This window comes from Bacillus sp. J14TS2 (assembly GCF_018333015.1).
GTDB lineage: Bacteria > Bacillota > Bacilli > Bacillales > Bacillaceae_C > Lederbergia.
Map to the genome: position 1 here is coordinate 19,203 of NZ_BORE01000016.1, position 21,899 is coordinate 41,101.

A 21,899-nucleotide genomic window follows, 5' to 3' on the forward strand; every position below is an offset into this window, starting at 1 on the left:
CCTTGTTTTCTTCATCAACGCTATAAACTAGTTTATGCTGAATATTTAATCGTCTTGAATAGTTGGGGACACCAACCAATATTTCATATGGTGGCAAGGTTTGATAAGGATTTTCCTTCACAGTTTCGACAAGTTTATCAAATTTTTTATGAGGTTTCGCTCCTTTTAGCATAGGCACAGGGAGAACAAGGATATCATGTTTCCACTTTCACTGACAAAACAATTAGTCGACTTATACGTTATTTATATATAGGGAGGAGAATAGATGTTTTACGAAGCTATAAAGCTTATATTGACTTATGGGACTAAAGTGTTTTTTATTATAACTGTATGCTACCGATTTAAAGAAAACATAGACTTACATGACTTTATTTGTAAGAGAGAGAAAATGCTCAATATTGATCTATCACAAATGATTTAAAAAACACCATCCGAAAAAACGAATGGTGTAGGAGATCAATATTGTTTTCCTTCTTTTGGCGCGTTTAAATGCAATGCTATCTTTAGGATTTGGTAATTGTCCATCTCTAAGATTGTCCAAAGGTGCCCCATATGTTCAAGGCTATCGTTTATCGATAAATTCATGTTCTTAAATTGGATCCATCCACCAATGGTATCAATATCTTTACTTTCTTTGAAAGTTAATCCGAAACGGTCTTCTAATTCAGTAAGCAGAACACGCCCTTTTATATGGTAAATCTTCTCACTCTTTTGTTGGATATCGGGTACTTCATCTGCATCAAACTCATCACGAATTTCTCCGACAATTTCTTCTAATATATCTTCCATCGTGAGGATACCGGCTGTTCCACCATATTCATCAATGACCAGTGCAATATGAACACGTTCCTTTTGCATTTTTACAAGTGCATCTCGTAATGGTGTTATTTCATGAATATACGTCATTTTTTGCAGACTTTCTTTTAGTGGTTTTTTACGACCCGCAGCATGGTCAGTCAGCATCTCTTTCACGTTTACATAGCCAAGTATATGATCTTTATTTCCATCATCTGTTACAGGATAGCGAGTAAATTGATGCTGTTCCAAAATAGTTAATATTTCTTCTGCACTCATTGTTTGAGATAAAGCTACTATTTGAGTACGAGGGATCATAATATCTTTTGCAACCCGCTCATCAAATGTAAAAATATTTTCCATGTATGAGAATTCAGTTTGATTAATTTCACCGCTTTTCAAGCTATGTGCCATAATGATTTTTATTTCATCTTCTGTGTGCGCTTCTTCATGCTTGGCTGGTTTTACACCAAATATACGAAGTAAAATTCGTGCGGAACCATTTAAAGACCAAATAAGAGGATACATAATTTTTCCAAACCAATATAGTGGAATCGCCAATATCAATGTTAATTTTTCCGCAAATTGTATGGCTAATGTTTTAGGTGCTAGCTCTCCCACCACTACATGTAAATAAGTCATGATTGCTAATGCTAAGATGAGGGAGACAACAGTGGACATAGCGGTAGGCATACCTAATTCCTCAAAAATAGGGTGAAGAATCCTTTCAACAGTCGGTTCACCTAAAAAACCAAGGCCTAAAGCAGTAACTGTAATTCCTAATTGACATGCAGATAAATAATAATCTAAGTCGCCTACAAGTTTTTTTGCAGTAACTGCCTTTTTATTCCCCTCCGCAATCAATTGGTCTATCCTTGACATCCTTACTTTTACTACTGCAAATTCTGCTCCTACGAAAAAAGCAGTAAGTGCAATTAATAGTACTACAAGAAATAGATTAATAATAAGAGTTGTATCCAATATTACCCCTGAAAAAACTGGGGTTTCACCTCCGAATTTTTAAAATAATTTTGCAATCTGTTTTAAACAACCGATTGATACCCTTATGTTTTTCAAGTGCTGAACCATTCGAGATTTCGAAGGGAAAATTCACTTGTTACAACTGGATCTATTTGAAGTAACGACTTTACATGAATCATCCCCCCTACATAATCTTGTATAATTAATATATCATAAGAATATGATAAGCGTACAGTCCAACGTTATGGTGTATACTTGCTTGATTTGATATAATAATTAGATCATTTATTGTATAGTTTAAGTAAGATTTTAATGAATTATAAGGGAATGGAGTGAGTACCTTGGGAAGTTGTATCAAATAGGTGAATTGGCAAAATTAGCGAAAGTTTCAAAAAGAACAATCGATTACTATACCCGGATAGGTATACTGAAACCAAAAAGAACAGAGTCCAATTATAGAATGTATGGGGAAGAAGCGATTCAAGCGCTGGAATTAGTTGAGCATTATAAACAATTGAATATGCCGTTGGATAAGATAAAAAATTCTATTGGATTAATCAATTCATCAAGTGATATTGACGCGTGCAAGCTAGAAAAACACTTTGATCAACTTGCTGGCATTATGCAGCATCTTGAGACGGAATTAAATGAAATGAAACCCATTCTTGAAAATTTAAATGACAAACAAAGAGCTACTGTTACACGCAATATTTCTCCAACAGGATTAACTTTAGCCCAAACTTTACTCCTATTATTTTCGTAAAAAAAGCTTGCTAAGGAAATCAGTTGGGGGTGTTCAAAATTCTAGCAATGAATTTCCAGAAGCGGACGAATGATTGGCTACACCTTTTGAGTGATTTCTTTTAAGATTTGAAGCTGATTTTTGTGATGAGAGTAATTTTATTTGTATGTTAAAAGGGCAAGATCAAATCATGCCTACCGTGACTCTTAAATTGGTGCTAACTCTGAGTGTGTGGTAATAAAAATAATGATTCCTTTGTATCCAATCCGTCATATTTATTTGTCTTGATCTCACTATCTAAAAAATAAAGATTAAGCAATTCAAAAAAAGCAAGCTGTCCAGAATTTTCTTTTGGATGGCTTGTAGTTAATAGGCTGTTGGTGGAAGGGTGCAGAAGTTATGTATACGAGAGAAGAAGTATTTGCGACTGCTCCCTGCCATGTTGGCTTAGAAGCAAAAGTGAGAATTGGCTGTACAAAGGAAGAAATGATTAAATCAGTCGAACATATTTGTTGGATGATAAGGCGATTGATGTTAGCTATGCAAGTTACGTTGACTGTATAGGTCCTTTCGTAATCAAATTGGGAATGGCACCAATGCAATCAAAAGTTCCTACAAAGATAAAGACCAAATAATCACCGTGCTAGCCATACTGTACAAACCGCCCCTGTATAATATTTCTTCAACATGTCCCTTCTTATATAGAAGGAACGCCGAACTGTCTACAGAGGAATCCCACCTTTAAAAGTGTGATGTCAAGGTTTTAGGAGTGCTTTCTGCAGATTTGCACACGTATAGCTAGTAGAGTTTGTCTTATTGTCCAAAACATATTCATCACTGCTTGGAGGAAACTTCTAACAATTCCTGAACCGTGACCAATTTATAATCGTCTTCTTTCAGCTTATCAATGATTATTGGTAATGCACGAATTGTGCCCGATAAATCCCCGCCATCACCTGTGCCAGAATGTTGTAAAATGATGGATCCCGGGGTCACATTTAAAAGGATATTGTTTGTTACCTGTTCTGCATCCAATCCCTTCCAGTCTAAAGAGTCCACATTCCAATTCACAACTATTCTTTTATGTGAAGCAAGCCATTCCAGCTGTTTATCATTGATATTTCCGTATGGCGGTCTAACAATTGTTGGTTTAAAGCCGGTATATGATTCGATTAATTCATCGGTTCTACCTATCTGATTCCAAAAATCTGTATTACTGAGGGTTAAAAAATCAGGGTGGTTATATGAATGATTTCCTATTGCATGCCCTTCTTGCACAATCCGCTTTACCACGTCGGGATATTTTTCAATGCGATATCCTACAAGAAAAAAGGTGGCTTTAACGTCCTTTTGTTTTAAAATATCTAATATGATAGGTGTGAAAGTTTCATCTGGGGCATCGTCAAAAGTTAAGGCAACTTCCCGTTTCGACTCAGGTCCCTTCATTAAAAAGGTGCTTTTATATTTATTTTTCAGTTTCGATAAATCAGATGGAGGATCTATGTTAGAAACGACTTGTGCGTTGTCTAGCATAAAAGTAAGGTTTGCTGACATCTTCCCTTTTAGAGAAAGAGGACTGAAGCAAAGAAATAGACACGCCAACATCCACAGATGTTTCATTGACTAAAATACCCCCTTGTATTTTAAGGTTTACACAATCTTATGGTTTGTAGTAAAACGCAAAATATGTAGTGTAATATATGATTTGTGGTCAAATGTTTTTATGTAAAAAGGATTGAGGAAGTACTTGATTTTAACGAAAAAGGAAGATGCTGGATGAAGGAGACTTATCGTCGTGAATGCAATATAAATTAGATTCTACAAATTTAGAAGTTCTTGCTGAAGGGGAATTGAGACACCAATCTAACTTATTGCTTAGGAAAACCAGCCAGATATGTGGCAAGACAAACGTAATATGTTTACAGTCAGCATTGAGTAAGTTTCAAAATCAGCGTTTGAACCATTTATTTATGAGAAAATGAAATGTTTCATTTCGAAAGATAATGGTAAACCAAAGGATTGAACCACATACGATGGTTAGGGGTCTTATTTTACCTTCTGCAAAAGCCTGAATGGGAAGTATGCACACTAAAAGTACGATCCCGGTAGATATTGCTAAAACCTCAATATACAAACGTAATTTAAAAAGATTCATGGAATACATCCTCATCTCAATTTGTCTTTTTGTTTTATGGCAGTCAATTTCTAATAGCAAGTTTTTTCGAAAAGGGTGGTTTGTACTATAAACCTGACCTTTCAAAAAATTATCGCGATATATTTTTACGAAAACCAGAATCTCTATTATGATTGGTAGAAACAGCGAATTCCATGTTTGCACGGGGAGTGTTATTCAGGATTCATTTTATAAATATGATTTGTTATCTCTTTTTTCCAGAATTCATACTCTGTATCATTGACCAAATCAATGACATGATCCGTCAATTCCTTAAATTTAAGGTCATTTGGATTCAATCCACCAACTTTCTTGGATTCATTTGTTAAATTCACTGTCATGTAAAGAAAAGCACCATCTTCAGAATCTACGCTTAAATCTTCTTTAAACTTCCAAAATTTATTTTGCTCAATCAGCGTCTTTACCTGATTTACTTCCTTTTTGCTTAGTTCGGTTTCATATACTGGAGCATTGTCACCAATTCTTAATCTTTTTCCTGGCTCCGTATATAAAAAAAGTTTACCGTTTTCATAGATGGAGTAGTTATGTGAAAACATGTTCCTAAAATCATCCGGTCCAGCTGGCGAATAGGTCACAATAATAAAGGGTTCATTTATTGCATAATTCGTCTTCTGACTGCAACTTGCCATAATCCCTACTAGTATTATCATGGATAGAAATAAACCCATCCTTTTTAACATGAATCTCATCCCTCACTTAGTTCGGACCTTAGTATTAACTTATCTTCTTATAGAGCATTTGTAAAGGGTGGATATTACCCTTTGATCCTCGTTAATCAGTGGGAGAAGCGTTGTAAAAATACATATTTATAAATGTTCCTCATAAGCGGGATTATAGCAGAGTTACTTCCATTGGAGATTCATGAATAATAAAAATCAAGTCGTTAACCGAATTTTTAAGGAGTACGGCCTTACATGCGTAAGGCGTGAAATCATAGTTTCTGATCTTTTATATTTCAATATTTCAAGGCTCTTGAACCCATTTGGTTTGAGGGTCTTGAAATGTTGAAAGGATGCTTAGTCAAATGATGATGATTCAATAAAACTTTATCCTGAATTAACTGGCAGTAAGACCCCCTACTTTAAGAATTTGAGGTAAAAACGAGAAGGGGGGACAACTGCAAGTAAATACCTGATTGGTTCAAGCCTGCAGGACGCAGGTTACAAAGGGCGTAGCAAACTAGTTCTGCAGACGAAGCGACAGGACGTCGCGTTTTGAGTCTGCCAACGGGATATTGCGAATTTAGCTTTTGATCCTTAACATTCAGTGGGGATGGAAAAAAACCACTGAATGAAGTTTCACTTTATCGAGAAGTCACTGTTTTTTCATTATGAATTAAACACCATGGAAATAGGCTTTTACATCAGTAACAACCACCTAAAAGTATCATATTGTGTTGAAGAGAGTAGAAATATTCATATGCAAGAAGCCAGCAATCGGCTTACTTGTTGCCAGTTTATCAAAGCTATTAAATGTAAAGGGGAGGTACAAATGCAGTATTATCAAAATGATTTGCAAACATTAGGGATGGATAACTATCATGTTGGTGAATTAGTTCCTATGGATCATATGAATCAATATCCAGTACAGGCTGACAGTAGACTTTGTGGTCGTTGTGGCGGTTGCGGCGGATGCTATCGCTGTGGTGGTTTTCGTTGTGGCGGTGTTCGCTGTGGCGGTTGCTTTGGCTGCTTTGGTTGTTTTGGGTTTTTCATTTAGGTCAAATCATGAAATGCTAGTTTTATAAAAAGAAATCAACCCTGCATTAGCATAGTGTTGGTGCAGGGAATTTCCTTTTACCTCTATCTAGCTCAGCAACAAACTTTGCACCTCCTACTACATAAGTCAAGATCTGCTGCTTTATCGTAGACCACTAAATGAACAATTTCACTTTTATTCTTTATCATAGTGGACAGCCACGAGTACATAAAATGATGATGAGGGATTCGTCACAATTAGGAATAAGGAGGGAATAAATGTTAAAGCTTAATTCATCCACCCGTCTAAAGGTGAAGAGGGATACATTTTTTCTCCCAGAGTCAAAGGGGGGTGTATATTTCCGAAATAATTTAAATTCTTTCCGAATGGAAGGGGATACGATTTATCAATGGATTGAAAAATTGATACCGATGTTTGATGGCGAGAAAACATTAGAAGATTTAACACAGGGGCTAACGCCGCCGTATCGTGACAGAGTTTATGAAATTGGAGAAACGTTGTACAAGAATGGTTTTGTTCGGGATGTTAGCAAAGATATCCCTCATCAATTAGATCGTTCCGTCCTTGAAAAATATGCTTCACAAGTGGAATTTATAGAGAATTTTGTGGAATCCGGAGCGTATCGTTTTCAACAATACCGTCAATCTAAAGTTCTTGCTGCTGGCTCTGGTCCCTTTCTAGTTTCATTAGTTTCAGCATTAATTGAGTCAGGGTTACCTAAAGTAAATGTCATGATGATGGATCCAGTCCATACAAGCAAGCAACGGTTAGATGAATTGGTTCAACATGTTAGAACGTTCGAGCCTGATGCTGAGATAGTGGAGGTACCCTTTCAAAAAGGGACAGGTGAAGAATTTTGGAAAGAGGCAGTGCAACCCTATGATTGTATTTTATACGTTTCACAGTCCGGAGATGTAAATGAATTAAGGAAACTTAACTTCGTTTGTAAAGAGGAGGGAAAGTCGTTTATTCCTGCCATATGCTTCCAAAAAGTAGGACTCTCCGGTCCATTATGTCATCCGGAATCGGAGGGGTGTTGGGAGTCCGCGTGGCGCAGATTCCATCGATCTGCATTGCAAACAGAACACCAGTCTCAGCCATTTTCATCAACAACGGGAGCCGTTTTGGCAAATGTTGCTGTATTTGAAATGTTTAAGAATGTAACCGGAATTGCTGATTCCAATCAAAGCAGCCAAATTTATCGTCTTGATCTTGAAACCCTAGAAGGAGAATGGTTAGCATTTATCACGCATCCGTTAGCTACATCAAGAAGTTTTACTCCCCAATTTGTTGAAGATCTTGATGGAAGGATCGAACAGGAAACGGTCAGAGGTCAACAACCGATTGATCTTTTAGAATATTTCAGTCAATTAACTTCTGGAAAGACGGGGATTTTCCATGCGTGGGCGGAACAAAACTTGTCACAGCTTCCACTCGCACAATGTTATGTTCAGGCGGTTAATCCGCTAGCTGAGGGACCGGCAGAACTATTACCCAAAGTTGTTTGTACAGGTATAACACATGAGGAGGCAAAAAGGGAAGCGGGTCTGACTGGGATTGAAATGTATGTTACACAAATAGTCGATTCTTTGGAGTTCAAAGACAGGAATAATCAGGTTAGTCCGAACATGACTGAGGGATTTACCGGCATCGGTGCAGGAGAAACAATTGAAGAGGCTGTTTGCCGTGGGGTACAAGTTTATTTGAATGAAGAATTGGCAAAGAGAAAGAGTGATCAGCTGAATACGATTTATATGCCATTGGAATTCATTAAAGATAAGCAATGCAAATATTATTTTAATGCCCTAACTAGCTTAAACGATTCACCGACAATCGGTTTGCAGGAACATCTGTTAGGCTTTCCCGTGATAGGAGTAAGATCGAATGGACGCTGGTATTCTAGCGTAGGTTTAAATACTACATTAGGTATGAGAAATGCATTGAAACAAGCACTATTGGATACTCAAGACCAGGGGAACTCTAAAATAAGGAAAGAAATCGACCCAGTAGTTTTTATTCATAAAACGGAAACCAAACTTGAAATCCCTTCTTGTGATGAAGTGACACAATTGCAGCTATTGCAATCTGCTATTCAGACTTTAAAACAAAACGGCAAACGGTTATTCGTTTATGACTTTACATTTGAACCTTTTATGAAAGAGGAAATGGCCGGGGTGTTTGGTGTGCAGATACGAGAGGGTGAGTCTTAATGACTACTCATATTCTAATTATCGGGCAGGGGTTATTGGCTGACTTTGTCTACGATCAATTGTCAGAAAGCTTCAGCGTCAAGCACCAAAGCATTGTAGGAGATGTCCCTGAAGATACAAAACTAGCCCTCGTCTTGCATGATGCCTGGCATCCATCTGTTCATCGACGAGTAGAAAAAAGACTCGAATCCGTACGTATCCCATGGATTCGGGGGTTTGCTTCGTTTGGTGAGGGAATCATTGGTCCGCTTAAACGCCCTGATATACCAGGATGTTTTCACTGTGCGGACATGCGGCGCATAATAGCTGGAGCTGATAGTCAAGAGATGTGGAAGTTTCAGATGAGAATGGCGGCACAAGCAAGCCCATGGCAGGAGGCTTGGGCATCACGAACAGGATTCTCGCATATGGCAAGTTTAATATGCAATGAAGTTCAGAAGTTTCTTCAGGGAATACCAAGTAACTTGGAAGAGAGGATTTTCATTACGAATCTGAAAACATTAACGAACTCCACTCACCTTATCCTCCCTGATCCATTGTGTCAAATATGTAGTCAAATACCTGATGATACAGCTGAACGAGCTCAAATCAAGTTGACATCTTGTCTAAAAATAAGCGAGGATGATTATCGCTGCCGTCCGATCGATGAATTAAAAGCAGTGTTAGCCGAAGATTATCTCGATGAACGTACTGGTATTATGAATGGGAAAGTACATGACTTCACATTGCCTTTTGCGGATGTAGTAGTTAACATGCCGTTGTTTGGGGCGGATGAAGGAGTGGCAGGAAGGTCTAATTCCTATGAGATGAGTGAACAAACTGCCATTTTGGAAGGTTTGGAGAGATATTGCGGAATCAGGCCCCGCGGAAAGCGGACGGTGGTTCGTAATAGTTATCGTCAATTAGAGAAGCACGCACTAAATCCTATACGTGTAGGTTTACATGAAAAGGAACAATATGAAAAAACTCATTTTCCGTTTAAGCCATTTCATCCTGATCGGATAATGAATTGGGTCTGGGGCTACTCGTTTTTATCTGAACGACCTATTTTAGTTCCTGAGCTACTTGCTTATTATAGCTTGGGTCATGGAGAGGGATTTGTTTATGAAACTTCAAATGGATGTGCCCTGGGAGGAAGTATAGAAGAAGCTATTTTTCATGGGATTATGGAGGTTGTTGAAAGGGACTCATTCTTATTGACCTGGTATGCTCAGCTTCCTCTTCCGCGTCTTAATCTTCGATCCGCTCATGACAAAGAACTACAGCAGATGGTAGACCGGTTATATGAAGTGACAGGATATGACCTTTATTTTTATAATTCAACGATGGAACATGGGATTCCGAGCGTTTTTGGGGTGGCAAAAAACAGAGGATCAAATGGTTTAAACCTTATTTGCGCAGCCGCAGCTAACCCTGATCCTATTAGTGCTGTGAAAAGCACGATCTATGAGCTTGCAGGAACGATGGCTAGGCAAGACGAAAAACTAGAGGAAAACCGCGAAAAGTATGAAGGCATGCTACGAGATCCATTTACCGTTCGTACAATGGAAGACCATGGTCTCCTTTACGGTCTGCCAGAAGCAGAGGAACGATTGAATTTCTTATTAAATGACAATCGCTCATTACGTACGTTTGCTGAGGAATTTAAGCAGCCACAAGCAAATATTGATTTGAAGGATGATCTACAAAATATTCTCCAGAAATTCCAGCAGCTAAACCTTGAAGTCATTGTAGTTGATCAGACAACACCTGTCACCAGCCGGAACGAGTTATTCTGTGTAAAAGTATTGATTCCCGGAATGTTACCAATGACATTCGGCCATCATCTTACTAGGGTGAAAGGGCTAAAGAGGGTACTCACGGTACCGATGGAACTTGGATTTACGAAGGCACCGTTAACATATGATCAGCTAAACGCAAATCCCCATCCGTTCCCATAATGGTAGAATAGGAGGCTTAGGATGGATCTAGAAACATTTCTATACGATCTACATTTTAACACGGAAAAGGTTACTCCGTCGGATTGGCAAGTGGATTGGGAAGATGCACCGCTCCCCTATAAACTGTATCGCGACTTACCAGTAGTTCCGCTTATCGGGGATGTCCCTTTAATACTTGATAAAAGAGAAGCACATCGAAAGCCGAGCTTAGTGGAGCTTGGCCATTTCTTATGGTATGTTTACGGAATTACTCAATATTCTCAATCCGCATTAAACGATGGATTGAATGAAAAAGATGTAAGCTTTATGCAATCGATGCGTCGGTTTGTTCCTTCGGGAGGGGCACTTTATCCTAATGAAATATATGCATATTTAAATTTTGAAGAAACTCCACAAGGTGTTTACCATTATGATGTGGCACATCACCGCCTTGTATTGGTGCGAGAAGGAGATTACGATTTCTACTTAGCCAGAAGTCTAAAAAATGGCGATAATACTTCTGATTATTTTTGTACCATTTTTATTTCGACGGTCTTTTGGAAGAACTTCTATAAATATAATAATTTTTCTTATAGACTCCAAGGATTAGATGCAGGTGTCCTGATTGGGCAATCGTTAGAAGTGGCCAATCGGATGGGATTTTCTTCAAGAGTGTGCTATCAATTTCTTGACCGGGCGATCAATCATTTACTTGGTTTGTCTGAACGGGATGAAAGTGTCTATGCGGCTATTTCATTATCTACCGATGAATCTCCCCATTATGCAGACAAAGAAATAAACAAAAGTGAAATTGCTTCAGCTATTAAATTATGTGAGGAATTGCCATTATTAAAGCATATTTCCTATAATCGTTCAAAAAGAGTCATTCCTTACCCGCTGTTGAACAAAATGAATGAAGCATCGATGTTTGAAACAACAAAGTCATTTGTGAGGCTAAAAAATAATCATAGTGCGGAACGTTCGTTAGGTACGGAAATGATCTTGCTTCCTTTTATGGAAGGTTTTTCGTACGATCTCGCATCCGTTTGTAGGGAGAGGCATTCACCTGATATCGACTTTATAATCGGGAAGCTGAGTCAAACGCAACTATCTACTTTGTTAAAAGAGACGTTTTCCTTTTCGTATCAGAATGATCTTGACGAGTCGTCTGGGACTATTGAGAGTCGTATGTCTTTATATGGCAGCTTTTATAACGCAGAAGGGGTTCCGAATGGTGTCTACTCGTATGACAGTAACACTCACACCCTTCGAGCTATAGACAAAGGAGACTATCGGGAGTTATTACAGGATGGATTAACCATGCCCAATGTGAATCTGTATCAAGCTCCACTTTGTTTACATGTTGTTGGAGAAAAAGATTATTTCAAAGAGGAGTTGGGATATAGGGGATATCGTATTCAACAGATGGAGGCGGGTATTCTTGTGCAACGACTGCTTTTGCTTTCGTGTGCTTTAGGGATGGGAGGACACCCACTGCTCGGATTTGATGCGAACAACAGTGATCAACTTTATAGGATTGACTTAAAAGGTAAAACCTGTTTAATCCAAATTCCGGTAGGTCCATATCGTCCGCGTGCTTGGTTAAAAGGGAGTTTGCAAAGCTAAGAGTGACGAGGGGAGTATGGAACTTTTGTTTTTTTGAACCATGCGTCCTCCTTTCTAATCTGTTTTCTTGTATAAACTGAGAAGATCATGTTGAATTTCCAGAAAGAACAGCTTTCGTTTACGTTAGCATTACATTATAAAGTAACGTTATGATCATATAGAAGCTAAATTATTTGGTAGAGACGCTTTTGAGAAAATTGCTACACCGGGGTTTAGACGGAACGTTTCGACTCCAGCACCGGTACTAGAAAATCGTGGTATACCAACGTTAAAGAGCGTATGTGTATAAAAACACTACGCTCTTTTTCTGATCAATGCGCGCTATTTAGTCGTAGCACAGGTCGGAGGTGATTTACGTGAGGAAACGTCGGAAAAACAGATTATTTGAGTTCCTATAGTATCAAGTACTATTGATTAGAACCTCTGACGTTTTGTAATATGCTTGAGGTAAAAGACAAGTCGGCCCATTCAGCTGATATCCCGGATTCCGCCACCCCCTGTGAGTTGGCGATCATTCTATCACTATTACGTAAATCCATCGAGATATACTTTCTACTAGGTATCGTGTCATTCTAAACTTCACTAAGCTTTGATAAAATCTTCCGAAACGATCTCTCCGGCGTATGTGTAGTAGACTTGAATCTGATCACATACGCGTACTTCCTCCTTTACCTTAACATGGCCTTATTTCATCTAAATAGAGATACGTTAGTAAATATACAGAAACATATTAAAAAAAATTTAAGAAAACAATAATGAAGCAAGTTGATCATTCAGTAAAGGCAGCGAGATTTTCCAATGTGGAGTTTAAACCAACATCATGGTCTTCCTTCCTCACACCTTCCGGAACATTCTCACAAACAACCGTAACCTTTGTACCATTCGAAACAGGCTCCAGTACCCAGCTTTGGATCATCTCACCTGAAAAGGCCGGATCATCCGAAACAAATATGATCGATTGCACAATTCGTTTATCCGGGACCAGTTCTAAAAACTTGCCTTGTATGGCATCTGTGTTTTCTGATGTTTTACCATGTATAGAGGTAGCCCCTTCATAGGTAAGAATAATCCTAAAAAATCCTCCCTCCACAGGATCAAATTTGTCGATATAGCCTGTCATTCCCTGTGGAGGAAGCCACGAAATCATTGAATCTGGATTCAGGAAGGCCCGATAAATAGTTTGCATAGATGAATTAATTACTTTTGAAGCAGAATCTGTTCTTCTATTACTCACAATAACCACTCCTTCTAAATTTTTGGTCATTTTTGAATGTAGCATATAGTGAATTTCCAGATTTCTTTTCGATTGCTAATATCTTTGATTTCAGTAAAATATTGAATAAAAGTTTATATTCTATTTAATATTTAAAGGAAGAAAATACGAATGATCCGCTAGCAGAGACCATCCCAGCTGATTATCTTATTTATGGTGATCTTGTCTTTTTATAGTAAAAAAGCGATTTTTACATTAAAATAATAAAAAAGATATAAAAGGAGGTAATATTAAATGAGCAAAATCAAGGATTTCAAAGAAAACTTTCGACGCCATGCGATTCTCCGAGCTGTTATATTTATATTCATTGGAGCAGCTATTTTTATTAATCCAAATGACTTTCTTCATTTTATCGGTTATTTGATTGCTGGATATCTAACCTTATTAGGTGTTATCAAAATATACCAAAGCTACAAATTTAAACAGCAGACCGGTACTTATGATATAGGTTTAGCAAATGGTATTATCTTGATTGTATTGGCTGCCATCTTCCTTTATTTTGCGCCAACTCTATTCTCAATTTTGCCATTTTTACTAGGTTTAGCAGTTATTATCAATGGATTAATGCAACTGATTGTAGCGTTGAATATAAAGAGTACTGGCTGGACTATTTTTTGTATCCTGCTCATGGTAGGAGGAGCTGTCCTTGTTTTTAACCCTTTCCAAAGTACATTAATATTATTTCAAGCTTTTGGAATTATCTTGACATGTATAGGTATCTCTGAAATTGTTGGACATTTTCAAAATAGAGAAAAAGTGAAAACAATAGATAGACAGAAATCCTGACAAATAGATTCTAAAAAACACAATATTTTTTACAGAATATATTTATTTAGATTTTGACATTTTCAGTGCTTGTATTTATATTGATTTTTGCAGCTACTGTACTATTTTTTCATTCCTCATTTTCTATAGCCTGTAGTAATGAATATATAACTTCTTGGTTATGATACTATTCCTACAGGAGTGTCGACGTTTTTGGCGATTTTCTTAGCGTTTGAAAAAGAAGGGAGGGATAATTTCATTACTCCCTTCTTTTTCTGTTGCTGAAGACTTATTGGACAGCTCCTTAGCCATTGATCAAAAAATAGATAGAAGGGGATTTCTCAAATAAAATGATATTCAGCTATAAGTAGAAAAGTCAATTAATACTTTTTGGGTGTGATTTTGTGAGGAGGCTGTATATGGTACAAAGTAGTTTGGAAGGGAGAAATGATTCGATCAATGTTTACATGGATAATAATTTTGACCAGGTCACTAATACAGACAAAAGTATAAGCGGTATACACAACCTTGGTGACAAGGAAGAATTAAATTCAGATTGAACTAGATGTCAGAAAAAAGCTTTTGGAGTCTATAGTTGAAAGGGGAGTAATAAACGGAGTAGACTATTATGATTTTGATTTTTTAATGGCAGGATAGTATTAAAAAGCCTCATTTCTTAGTATGTAAAGGTAGAAATAAGGCATTATTACTTTGGTAAGGTCTTTTCCGAGATTATTGTCTTTGTCATGATTTTTATTAAGGTTTTGTCATAACATCTCGTTTTAGATAAGCAAGAATACCAAAATAGATACTAACAATAGCAAGTAGTAAATTAACACTCAATGCTCCAATAGACAGATTCTCCACTTGAATCGTATAATGTGAAAATGCAAAAGGGGAAAACTGCATAATTTCCCAGCCAACAAGGCCACTTTCCCAAGCCACTTCCAGCAAACCAAACAGTCCCCATAGCCCCCAACTAAGAGCAGTTATTTTTGGAAAGAAACCATATAGCAGACTGAATACCCCGATAAGTGTCCATACTGCTGGAATTTTAGAAATCCCCATTATCAAAATTTGCCAAAATTCACTTCCCCAACTGCCTGCAACAGCGCTATATATAATGGCCCCAATGACTCCCAATAGAATAAGCAGAAGTGCTGAGCCAACTAATGCGATAAGAATGAAGCTAAACATATAGGATTTTCTATTTACTTTTTTATCTAAGATAATTTCGTTGCGTCCATCTGTTTCTTCTTTCTTCAATCCATTCAATGCAAGCAAAGCATATACCCCAATAAAAAGTGCCATAATGTAAATACCGATGCTGACAAACAATAAACCTATTGGCATATCCTCCATCCAATTATTTCCTCCAATTTCTGCAAATAGGGAACTGATTTGCCCCGAGATGCTAGGAGAAATAGCTGCAAATGCTCCAATATAGAGAGTGACAGCAACTAGCCATCCTGTAAACATTCCCCTATGAAGCTTCCAAGCTAATGCAAGAGGGTTTTTAAAAGAAGGAGTAGCCCTAGCAGGACCAGCCACTCTCCCTAAAATAGCACCGCCAATGTCTCTTTTAGTAGAAAGGGAATAAGCCAGAATAATAGGGAGGAGAGAAATCACAAACAAGGGAAGTAAACCAAGAGCATTTTTATTAGCAAACGGAGAAGTAATCCTAGTCCAGGAAATGGGGGAAAACCATTTAAGAAACAGATCACTTCCACCAAAGTTATTCAATATATTGATTATTAGACTTAACCCCAAAATAGTGATTCCTATATTTCGTGCAGCAGAACTACTATCCCTTAATTGACAAGCTAACAATCCGATGCCTGTGTAAAACATACCTGCAACAAATAAAGTAGCACCGAAAATACTAATTTCTTTAAAAGAGGCCCCAAGTTCCATCATGGCAATACTCATTAAAACACTGGATAAAAAAGTTGCTAAAATTACCATGCAAGATGTCGCAGTTAAGTTAGCATATTTGCCAAGTGTCAAAGAATTAATAAGTTCAGTCCGTCCGTTTTCTTCGTCTGTTCTCGTATGTCGAATAATAGTAAGAATTACGCTAACGCCAATCAATAAAGTAATCGGATTTATAGCTCTCCACAATGTTGCTCCAACAATATCCATAGACATAATTGGCCCATGTACCGCAGAGACTAAACGATCTTGATTTAATTCAGTGATTACAGAGGTTATTTCCAGATTACTAGTCAGTGAGAGAAAGGAAAAAGCATGTCCAACCAATATAAATAGTGGCAGTAATATCCAAATAGGAAGAAGAAAACGATCCCTTCTAAGATATACGGAAATCAATGTTTTTGTTCCAGCAAAGTATTTATTAGTCAACTAAAATTCCTCCTTAACATCATAATGCCGCATAAATAAATCTTCTAAGCTGGGCGGTTCAGCTGTGAAAGACTGAATATTGATAGAAGCCAATACCTTCATAACGTTATTTATTGCAGAAGAATCCACTGAAAAACGATATTGATGATTGTTATAAGAAATATCGTATACACCTTCTATTTGGTCTAAATTCGGAATGGTATCTTGTGTAGCTATACTTATGGTTGTTCTGGTCAGATGTCTCAATTCTTCTAATGTACCGGTTTCAACTATTGATCCCTGTCTGATGATACTTACCCGGTCACAGAGTGCTTCCACTTCAGAAAGAATATGGCTGGAGAGAAGAATTGTTTTTCCTTCTGATTTTATTTCAGCTACACATTCTTGAAAAGTAGCTTCCATCAACGGATCTAATCCTGAGGTGGGTTCATCGAATAAATAAAGGTCTACATCGCATGAAAGAGCAGCAATCAAAGCAACCTTCTGACGATTCCCTTTAGAATAAGTTGATGCTTTTTTTGGCAAATCAAGCTGAAACTTCTTAACCAACTCGTTTCTCTTTTTTAAGTTTTGCTTTCCATGTAAACGTCCAAGAAAATCAATTATTTCTCCACCCGTTAGGTCTGGCCACAAGCTCACATCCCCTGGGACATATACAAGGTTTGAATGCAGACTAACGGCATTATCCCACGGGTTACCTCCTAATAAAGAAATCGTGCCGGAACTCTTTCGCAATAAACCTAACAGTATTCGAATAGTAGTAGATTTTCCAGCTCCATTCGGACCAATGAATCCATGAACTTCTCCTTTTTTGACGATGAGATTCACATTTTTTAACGCCATAAACGAACCAAATGATTTTGTTAAGTTTTGAGTTTCTATAATATTCATCTTAAACTCCTTTTTTGTATATTTTGTAGTAAAATAATATATATTATACAAAACAGATTAGATTAGTCTTCCCATCCTGTCAATTGTTTTGTATAATTTTTATTGAATCACTCTAAATTATTAATTGCGATGATAAGTATGGAGGGAAATGCGATGAATGGATATGAACAAAGAACAATAAATAAGCAAGCAAAAATCAAAAAAGCGGCATGCAAACTTTTTGATGAATACGGAATTGAGAAAACCAGTGTTAGTGAAATAGCTAAAGAAGCACAAGTTTCTCCAGCCAGTATATATAATTACTTTAAAACCAAAGATGGTTTAGTTATGGAATCAGCAAGAGATTTAATTGAGGATGCTTTAAGAGAAAAAGAATTATTGTGGAATAGTGATTTACCCTTTAAGGAGTTACTTGAAAAAGCAATTAAAAATCATAATGTATTCTTAAATCCTTCTAATTTAAATTTATTAGAGAAATTCATTAAGGAAAGCGAAGATGTGAATATACTCGTAAAAAAAGTCTTTCATGAACGTTATCCTGCTTTATTAGAAATTTTTATTGAAAAAGGGAGAAGAGATGGATATATCCAACGAGAAATATCTACGGAAACAATGATGATTTATCTTAAAATCTGTCAAAGCGTTATCAATAATTCAGATGTGGTGAAAGCAAATAATCAAGTAGTGCTTAGCGAACTTTACGATTTGTTGATATATGGATTGTCTGGAAAGCCTTTGAAGACAAGTGATGATTAAATGAGGTTTCCTCAAGAAAAATGGGAAGGTGATAAGTATGAAAAACGCGGAACAATATAAACCAATTAAATTCCTGGAAGGGAAGAGAATTTATTTAAGACCAATAGAGAATGAGGATTTAGATTTATTCTATACTACCCTTTGGGATAAAGAAGGAAGAAAACTGACAGGAACTCAGACCGTATTTAGTCGTTCAAACGTTCAAAAGTGGTTTGAGAGCATATCATCAGATAATAGCAGAATCGATCTCATCATTTGTTTGCAAGACAATAATCAGACTATCGGAGAAATGGCTATGTTGAATATCGACAATCAAAATCGAAATGCTGTCGTTCGCATTTCTATATTCGATCGTGAATTCTTGGGAGATGGATATGGTACCGAAGCGATGTCCTTGCTCTTAAGTTTTGGATTTGACATATTGAACTTGCATCGAGTTGGATTGGATGTTTATTCATTTAATCAAAGAGCAATTAAATCCTACAAAAAGCTTGGGTTTAAACAGGAAGGAATAATCAGAGATGAACTATTTTATGATGGTGAATATCATGATTCCATTATAATGGGTATTTTGAAGAGCGAGTTTAATAAGGTTTAAATTATTTTAAATTGATATGGAATAGGAAGATTATTGTTTGACCTGGAAAATCAGATAATATAATATCCGTTCCGTATACGCAGAGGAAATTCCAATCAGAGTAGAATACAGCCTGACAGATACGGAAAATCATTGAGAAGTAACTGTAGGTATTAGCTATGAGCTATGAGCGGGAAAACTTACGAAGTCGGACTAAAGAATGGAATGAAACCAGGTGGACAATGGCAAACTTCCGTCCTAGGAGTATTAATGCTTTGGCTACACAAGCAAGTTAAATTGTTAAAGAAACTTATTGAACTTTGTATTGAACGAGAGGTGTTTTTAAGTGCTGACTAAGAGAATGATTACTCTTGATAACGGTGAGTCCATTGCTTACCAAGAAAGGGGAACTGGAAGTAAGGTGGTGATTATGCTACATGGTAACATGTGTTCTAGTGAGCATTGTTCATCATTACTAGAAAAAATAGATCCTGAACTATATACATTTTATGCATTAGACTTGAGAGGGTTTGGAGATAGCACTTATTTTTCACCAATTAATTCAGTTGAAGACTTTTCAAATGACGTTTATAAATTTATAAATCATATGGATTTAGATAAGGTTAGTTTAATTGGATGGTCTGCTGGAGGTCCTATATGTCTTCAATTCTGTATTGATTATCCTAAATTTGTAAAGGAAATTATTCTTTTAAGTTCAGTCGGTTTAAAAGGAGCACCATTGCAAAGAAAAGACAATGAAGGCAAGGTTAGTGGAGGTTATTATAAAACCAAGGAAGAAATGGTGCGTGGCCCTGAAGTAGCAGTCCCTTTAAAAGCAATACAAAATAAGGATTTTAATACATTAAGTGACATGTGGAATAGAGGGATATACACGAACAAGAAGCCTTCTGAAAGTAAGAATGAAAAATTGATAAGAGAGACCTTAAAACAGCAAAACTTAGGTGATGTTTATTGGGCGTTAGCTAACTTTAACTTGTCTAATGAATATAATGGTTATCGAGAAGGAAATGGGTTAATTGAACAAGTTAAAGTTCCAGTATTATGCTTCTGGGGAGAACAAGATCGTATTATTAATTTCAATGATGTTAACGAAACAGTTAAATCTCTTCCTAATGCATCGCTCAGGGTACTAAAAGAGTGTGGGCACTTCCCAATCATTGACAATTTAGATGCAATAATTAGAGGTATTGGAGAGACTTTTACATGAAAAATTAAATTAATAGTCTATAAGAGATAAGATATCTTTAAATAGGGGATTAAACAAAGTGTGTAAGTTCCCATCTACTCAAGGTGCTTTAACACTCTATCTTTTAACTCATCACGAGGAAGAAGTTGGGGCATAACCATTGCCCATTTTTGAATGCTTTGATTCAGAGTTTCACTGCATATACTTTAAATTCTTTATCCTATCTTTTAGCCACTCATAGAGATTATTGTATTTAGTATACAAAAATACCCATTGGGTATGTCCAATTATTAAATTAACTTGATTGAACTCATTACGAAATGGTAATTTTAGTTGCAGGTGTATTGCGAGTAAGGTTATCACTAACTGTAATAGAAGTTCTAATTTTATTCAGTCGTGAGCTATTTATGAATACGTATATTAGTTGTCCATGCTCAACTTAAGTTAAATTTAAAATTATTAGAATCCGCTAACAAGTTGAAGCAATCTTAATGTGGAATGTCTTATCCTGCCAAAGCAAAGAACCTGGATTAGAATTAGAAGAAAGGGGTAATGATATACGTCAGGACTATTAAATATCACTGGCTAAACAACCCTGCAAGACTATGATGATATCAAGGAGGATTACATCATGTATAAAAATATTCTAAGAACGCCGGGGCCAACTCCCGTACCTGAACAAGTGAAAGAAGCAATGAATCACGATATGATCAGTCATAGAAGTGAAGAGTTCGTCCAATTATTTCATCAGGCTGCCAAGCAAATAAAACCATTTTTTGGAACGGAGCAAGATGTGTACATCATTACAGGGAGTGGAACATCTGTATTAGAAGCTGCAGTTGTTAATACTATTTCTTCTGGAGATGAGGTTGCCGTTGTTTCAATAGGTACTTTTGGCGACAGATTTGTTTCGATATGTAAAAAATATGGTGCGGTAGTTCACAAATTAGAGATTGAGTGGGGGAAAGCTTGTACCGGGGATGAATTAGCCCAATTCTTAAAACAGTATAAGAACATTAAAGCGGTATTTGCAACGTATAATGAAACTTCTACTGGTGTGTTAAATCCGATTGAGGACTTAGCAAATGCTGTTCATATGAATAGTGATGCGTTATTTATCGTTGATGGTGTCAGCTGTATTGGCGGGGTTCCTGCACAAATGGATGAGTGGGGGATAGATATTCTTGTCACCGGTTCTCAAAAAGCAATGATGCTTCCCCCTGGATTGGCTTTTATTTGTGTAAGTGAAAAAGCTTGGAGTGTCATAGACAACAATCATGCTCTGGCTTATTACTTGGATTTAAAACAATACCGTGAATGGTACAAAAAAGGGATGACTCCTAACACGCCAGCTGTCTCACTCATATATGGACTTTCAGCAGCATGCGAGATGATTGAAAAGGAAGGGCTTGATCAAACTGTACATAGGCATCAATTACTAAAAAGTATGGTTCGTGAAGCAATGTCAGCTTTAAAGTTTCCGATTTTAACAAATGAACAAGACGGCTCTCCTACTGTGACAGCAGTATGTGCACCGCCGGAAATTAATGTAGATGAACTTTGTACACATCTCAAAAAGAAATATCATTTAGATTTAGCTGGGGGTTTAGGGAAATTAGAAGGGAAAATATTCCGCTTTGGACATATGGGCTATTGTTTTCCAGGAGATATACTAGAGGCTGTGTCCTTGATTGAATGTGCTTTAGGCGATCTTAACTATTCCTATGATTTAGGGGCAGGCGTAAAAGCAGCTCAGAAAGTCTATTCATCATATGTGAAATAAGTAACGTATAAAATAGCTGCTGATCTTTCATCCCCATCCTAATTAGAACGTATGTTCTAAAATATCATAGAAGGAAAATAAATACCGCTATTTTGACAAC

18 protein-coding genes are annotated in these 21,899 nt (G+C 36.9%); 12 read left to right on the forward strand and 6 right to left on the reverse strand.

Annotation, left to right across the window (positions count from 1 at the left end; genetic code table 11):
* Positions 1-456: 456 nt before the first annotated feature.
* Positions 457-1,776 carry a hemolysin family protein gene (locus KI375_RS21000; RefSeq protein ID WP_212975366.1) on the reverse strand — a complete coding sequence of 440 codons (1,320 nt, stop codon included), beginning with the start codon at positions 1,774-1,776 and terminating at the stop codon, positions 457-459.
* Between the two features lie 349 nt (positions 1,777-2,125).
* On the opposite strand from KI375_RS21000, the gene KI375_RS21005 reads away from it, so the two are divergent.
* Positions 2,126-2,539, forward strand: a complete 414-nt coding sequence (locus KI375_RS21005) for a MerR family transcriptional regulator (protein WP_212975367.1) — start codon at positions 2,126-2,128, stop codon at positions 2,537-2,539.
* A gap of 378 nt (positions 2,540-2,917) precedes the next feature.
* Positions 2,918-3,082, forward strand: a complete 165-nt coding sequence (locus KI375_RS21010) for a hypothetical protein (protein ID WP_212975368.1) — start codon at positions 2,918-2,920, stop codon at positions 3,080-3,082.
* A gap of 270 nt (positions 3,083-3,352) precedes the next feature.
* Here KI375_RS21010 and KI375_RS21015 read toward each other — a convergent pair whose 3' ends face one another.
* Together KI375_RS21015 and KI375_RS21020 are read right to left on the reverse strand one after the other, a co-directional pair.
* Positions 3,353-4,138, reverse strand: coding sequence for a polysaccharide deacetylase family protein (locus KI375_RS21015; protein WP_212975369.1), 786 nt, complete (start codon positions 4,136-4,138; stop codon positions 3,353-3,355).
* A gap of 726 nt (positions 4,139-4,864) precedes the next feature.
* Positions 4,865-5,392 (reverse strand): hypothetical protein, encoded by a 528-nt coding sequence (locus KI375_RS21020; RefSeq protein WP_212975370.1) that lies wholly within the window; start codon positions 5,390-5,392, stop codon positions 4,865-4,867.
* An 811-nt stretch (positions 5,393-6,203) separates the two neighbouring features.
* Here KI375_RS21020 and KI375_RS21025 point away from each other — a divergent pair.
* The 4 genes from KI375_RS21025 (at position 6,204) to KI375_RS21040 (ending at position 12,186) form a co-directional block, all read left to right on the forward strand.
* Positions 6,204-6,431: a heterocycloanthracin/sonorensin family bacteriocin gene (locus tag KI375_RS21025; RefSeq protein ID WP_207450706.1), complete on the forward strand. Its 228-nt coding sequence runs from the start codon at positions 6,204-6,206 to the stop codon at positions 6,429-6,431.
* Positions 6,432-6,688: 257 nt separating this feature from the next.
* On the forward strand, positions 6,689-8,641 hold the full coding sequence (locus tag KI375_RS21030) for a putative thiazole-containing bacteriocin maturation protein (RefSeq protein ID WP_212975371.1): 1,953 nt from the start codon (positions 6,689-6,691) through the stop codon (positions 8,639-8,641).
* Positions 8,641-10,581 (forward strand): TOMM precursor leader peptide-binding protein, encoded by a 1,941-nt coding sequence (locus tag KI375_RS21035; protein WP_212975372.1) that lies wholly within the window; start codon positions 8,641-8,643, stop codon positions 10,579-10,581. Before KI375_RS21030 ends, KI375_RS21035 begins: the two co-directional genes overlap by 1 nt.
* A 21-nt stretch (positions 10,582-10,602) precedes the next feature.
* Positions 10,603-12,186, forward strand: coding sequence for a SagB family peptide dehydrogenase (locus KI375_RS21040; RefSeq protein ID WP_212975373.1), 1,584 nt, complete (start codon positions 10,603-10,605; stop codon positions 12,184-12,186).
* Positions 12,187-12,955: 769 nt separating this feature from the next.
* Here the strand turns inward: KI375_RS21040 and KI375_RS21045 are convergent.
* Entirely contained in the window at positions 12,956-13,420 is a 465-nt protein-coding gene (locus KI375_RS21045; RefSeq protein ID WP_306419850.1) for an SRPBCC domain-containing protein, read from the reverse strand.
* A gap of 273 nt (positions 13,421-13,693) precedes the next feature.
* Here KI375_RS21045 and KI375_RS21050 point away from each other — a divergent pair, with 273 nt between their 5' ends.
* Both KI375_RS21050 and KI375_RS21055 read left to right on the forward strand, forming a co-directional pair.
* Positions 13,694-14,245: an HdeD family acid-resistance protein gene (locus tag KI375_RS21050; RefSeq protein WP_212975374.1), complete on the forward strand. Its 552-nt coding sequence runs from the start codon at positions 13,694-13,696 to the stop codon at positions 14,243-14,245.
* A 398-nt stretch (positions 14,246-14,643) separates the two neighbouring features.
* Positions 14,644-14,784, forward strand: a complete 141-nt coding sequence (locus KI375_RS21055; protein WP_212975375.1) for a hypothetical protein — start codon at positions 14,644-14,646, stop codon at positions 14,782-14,784.
* A 196-nt stretch (positions 14,785-14,980) separates the two neighbouring features.
* Here the strand turns inward: KI375_RS21055 and KI375_RS21060 are convergent, their stop codons facing one another.
* Both KI375_RS21060 and KI375_RS21065 read right to left on the reverse strand, forming a co-directional pair.
* Positions 14,981-16,585, reverse strand: a complete 1,605-nt coding sequence (locus tag KI375_RS21060) for an ABC transporter permease (RefSeq protein WP_212975376.1) — start codon at positions 16,583-16,585, stop codon at positions 14,981-14,983.
* Positions 16,586-17,476 (reverse strand): ABC transporter ATP-binding protein, encoded by an 891-nt coding sequence (locus KI375_RS21065; protein ID WP_212975377.1) that lies wholly within the window; start codon positions 17,474-17,476, stop codon positions 16,586-16,588.
* 153 nt (positions 17,477-17,629) lie between these two features.
* On the opposite strand from KI375_RS21065, the gene KI375_RS21070 reads away from it, so the two are divergent.
* The 4 genes from KI375_RS21070 (at position 17,630) to KI375_RS21085 (ending at position 21,799) form a co-directional block, all read left to right on the forward strand.
* On the forward strand, positions 17,630-18,232 hold the full coding sequence (locus tag KI375_RS21070; RefSeq protein ID WP_212975378.1) for a TetR/AcrR family transcriptional regulator: 603 nt from the start codon (positions 17,630-17,632) through the stop codon (positions 18,230-18,232).
* Between the two features lie 37 nt (positions 18,233-18,269).
* Entirely contained in the window at positions 18,270-18,830 is a 561-nt protein-coding gene (locus tag KI375_RS21075; protein WP_212975379.1) for a GNAT family N-acetyltransferase, read from the forward strand.
* A 325-nt stretch (positions 18,831-19,155) separates the two neighbouring features.
* Positions 19,156-20,037, forward strand: coding sequence for an intracellular short-chain-length polyhydroxyalkanoate depolymerase (gene phaZ, locus KI375_RS21080; protein ID WP_212975380.1), 882 nt, complete (start codon positions 19,156-19,158; stop codon positions 20,035-20,037).
* A gap of 610 nt (positions 20,038-20,647) precedes the next feature.
* A complete protein-coding gene (locus KI375_RS21085; protein ID WP_212975381.1) occupies positions 20,648-21,799 on the forward strand; it encodes a pyridoxal-phosphate-dependent aminotransferase family protein in 1,152 nt (383 codons plus the stop codon).
* Positions 21,800-21,899: the final 100 nt, after the last annotated feature.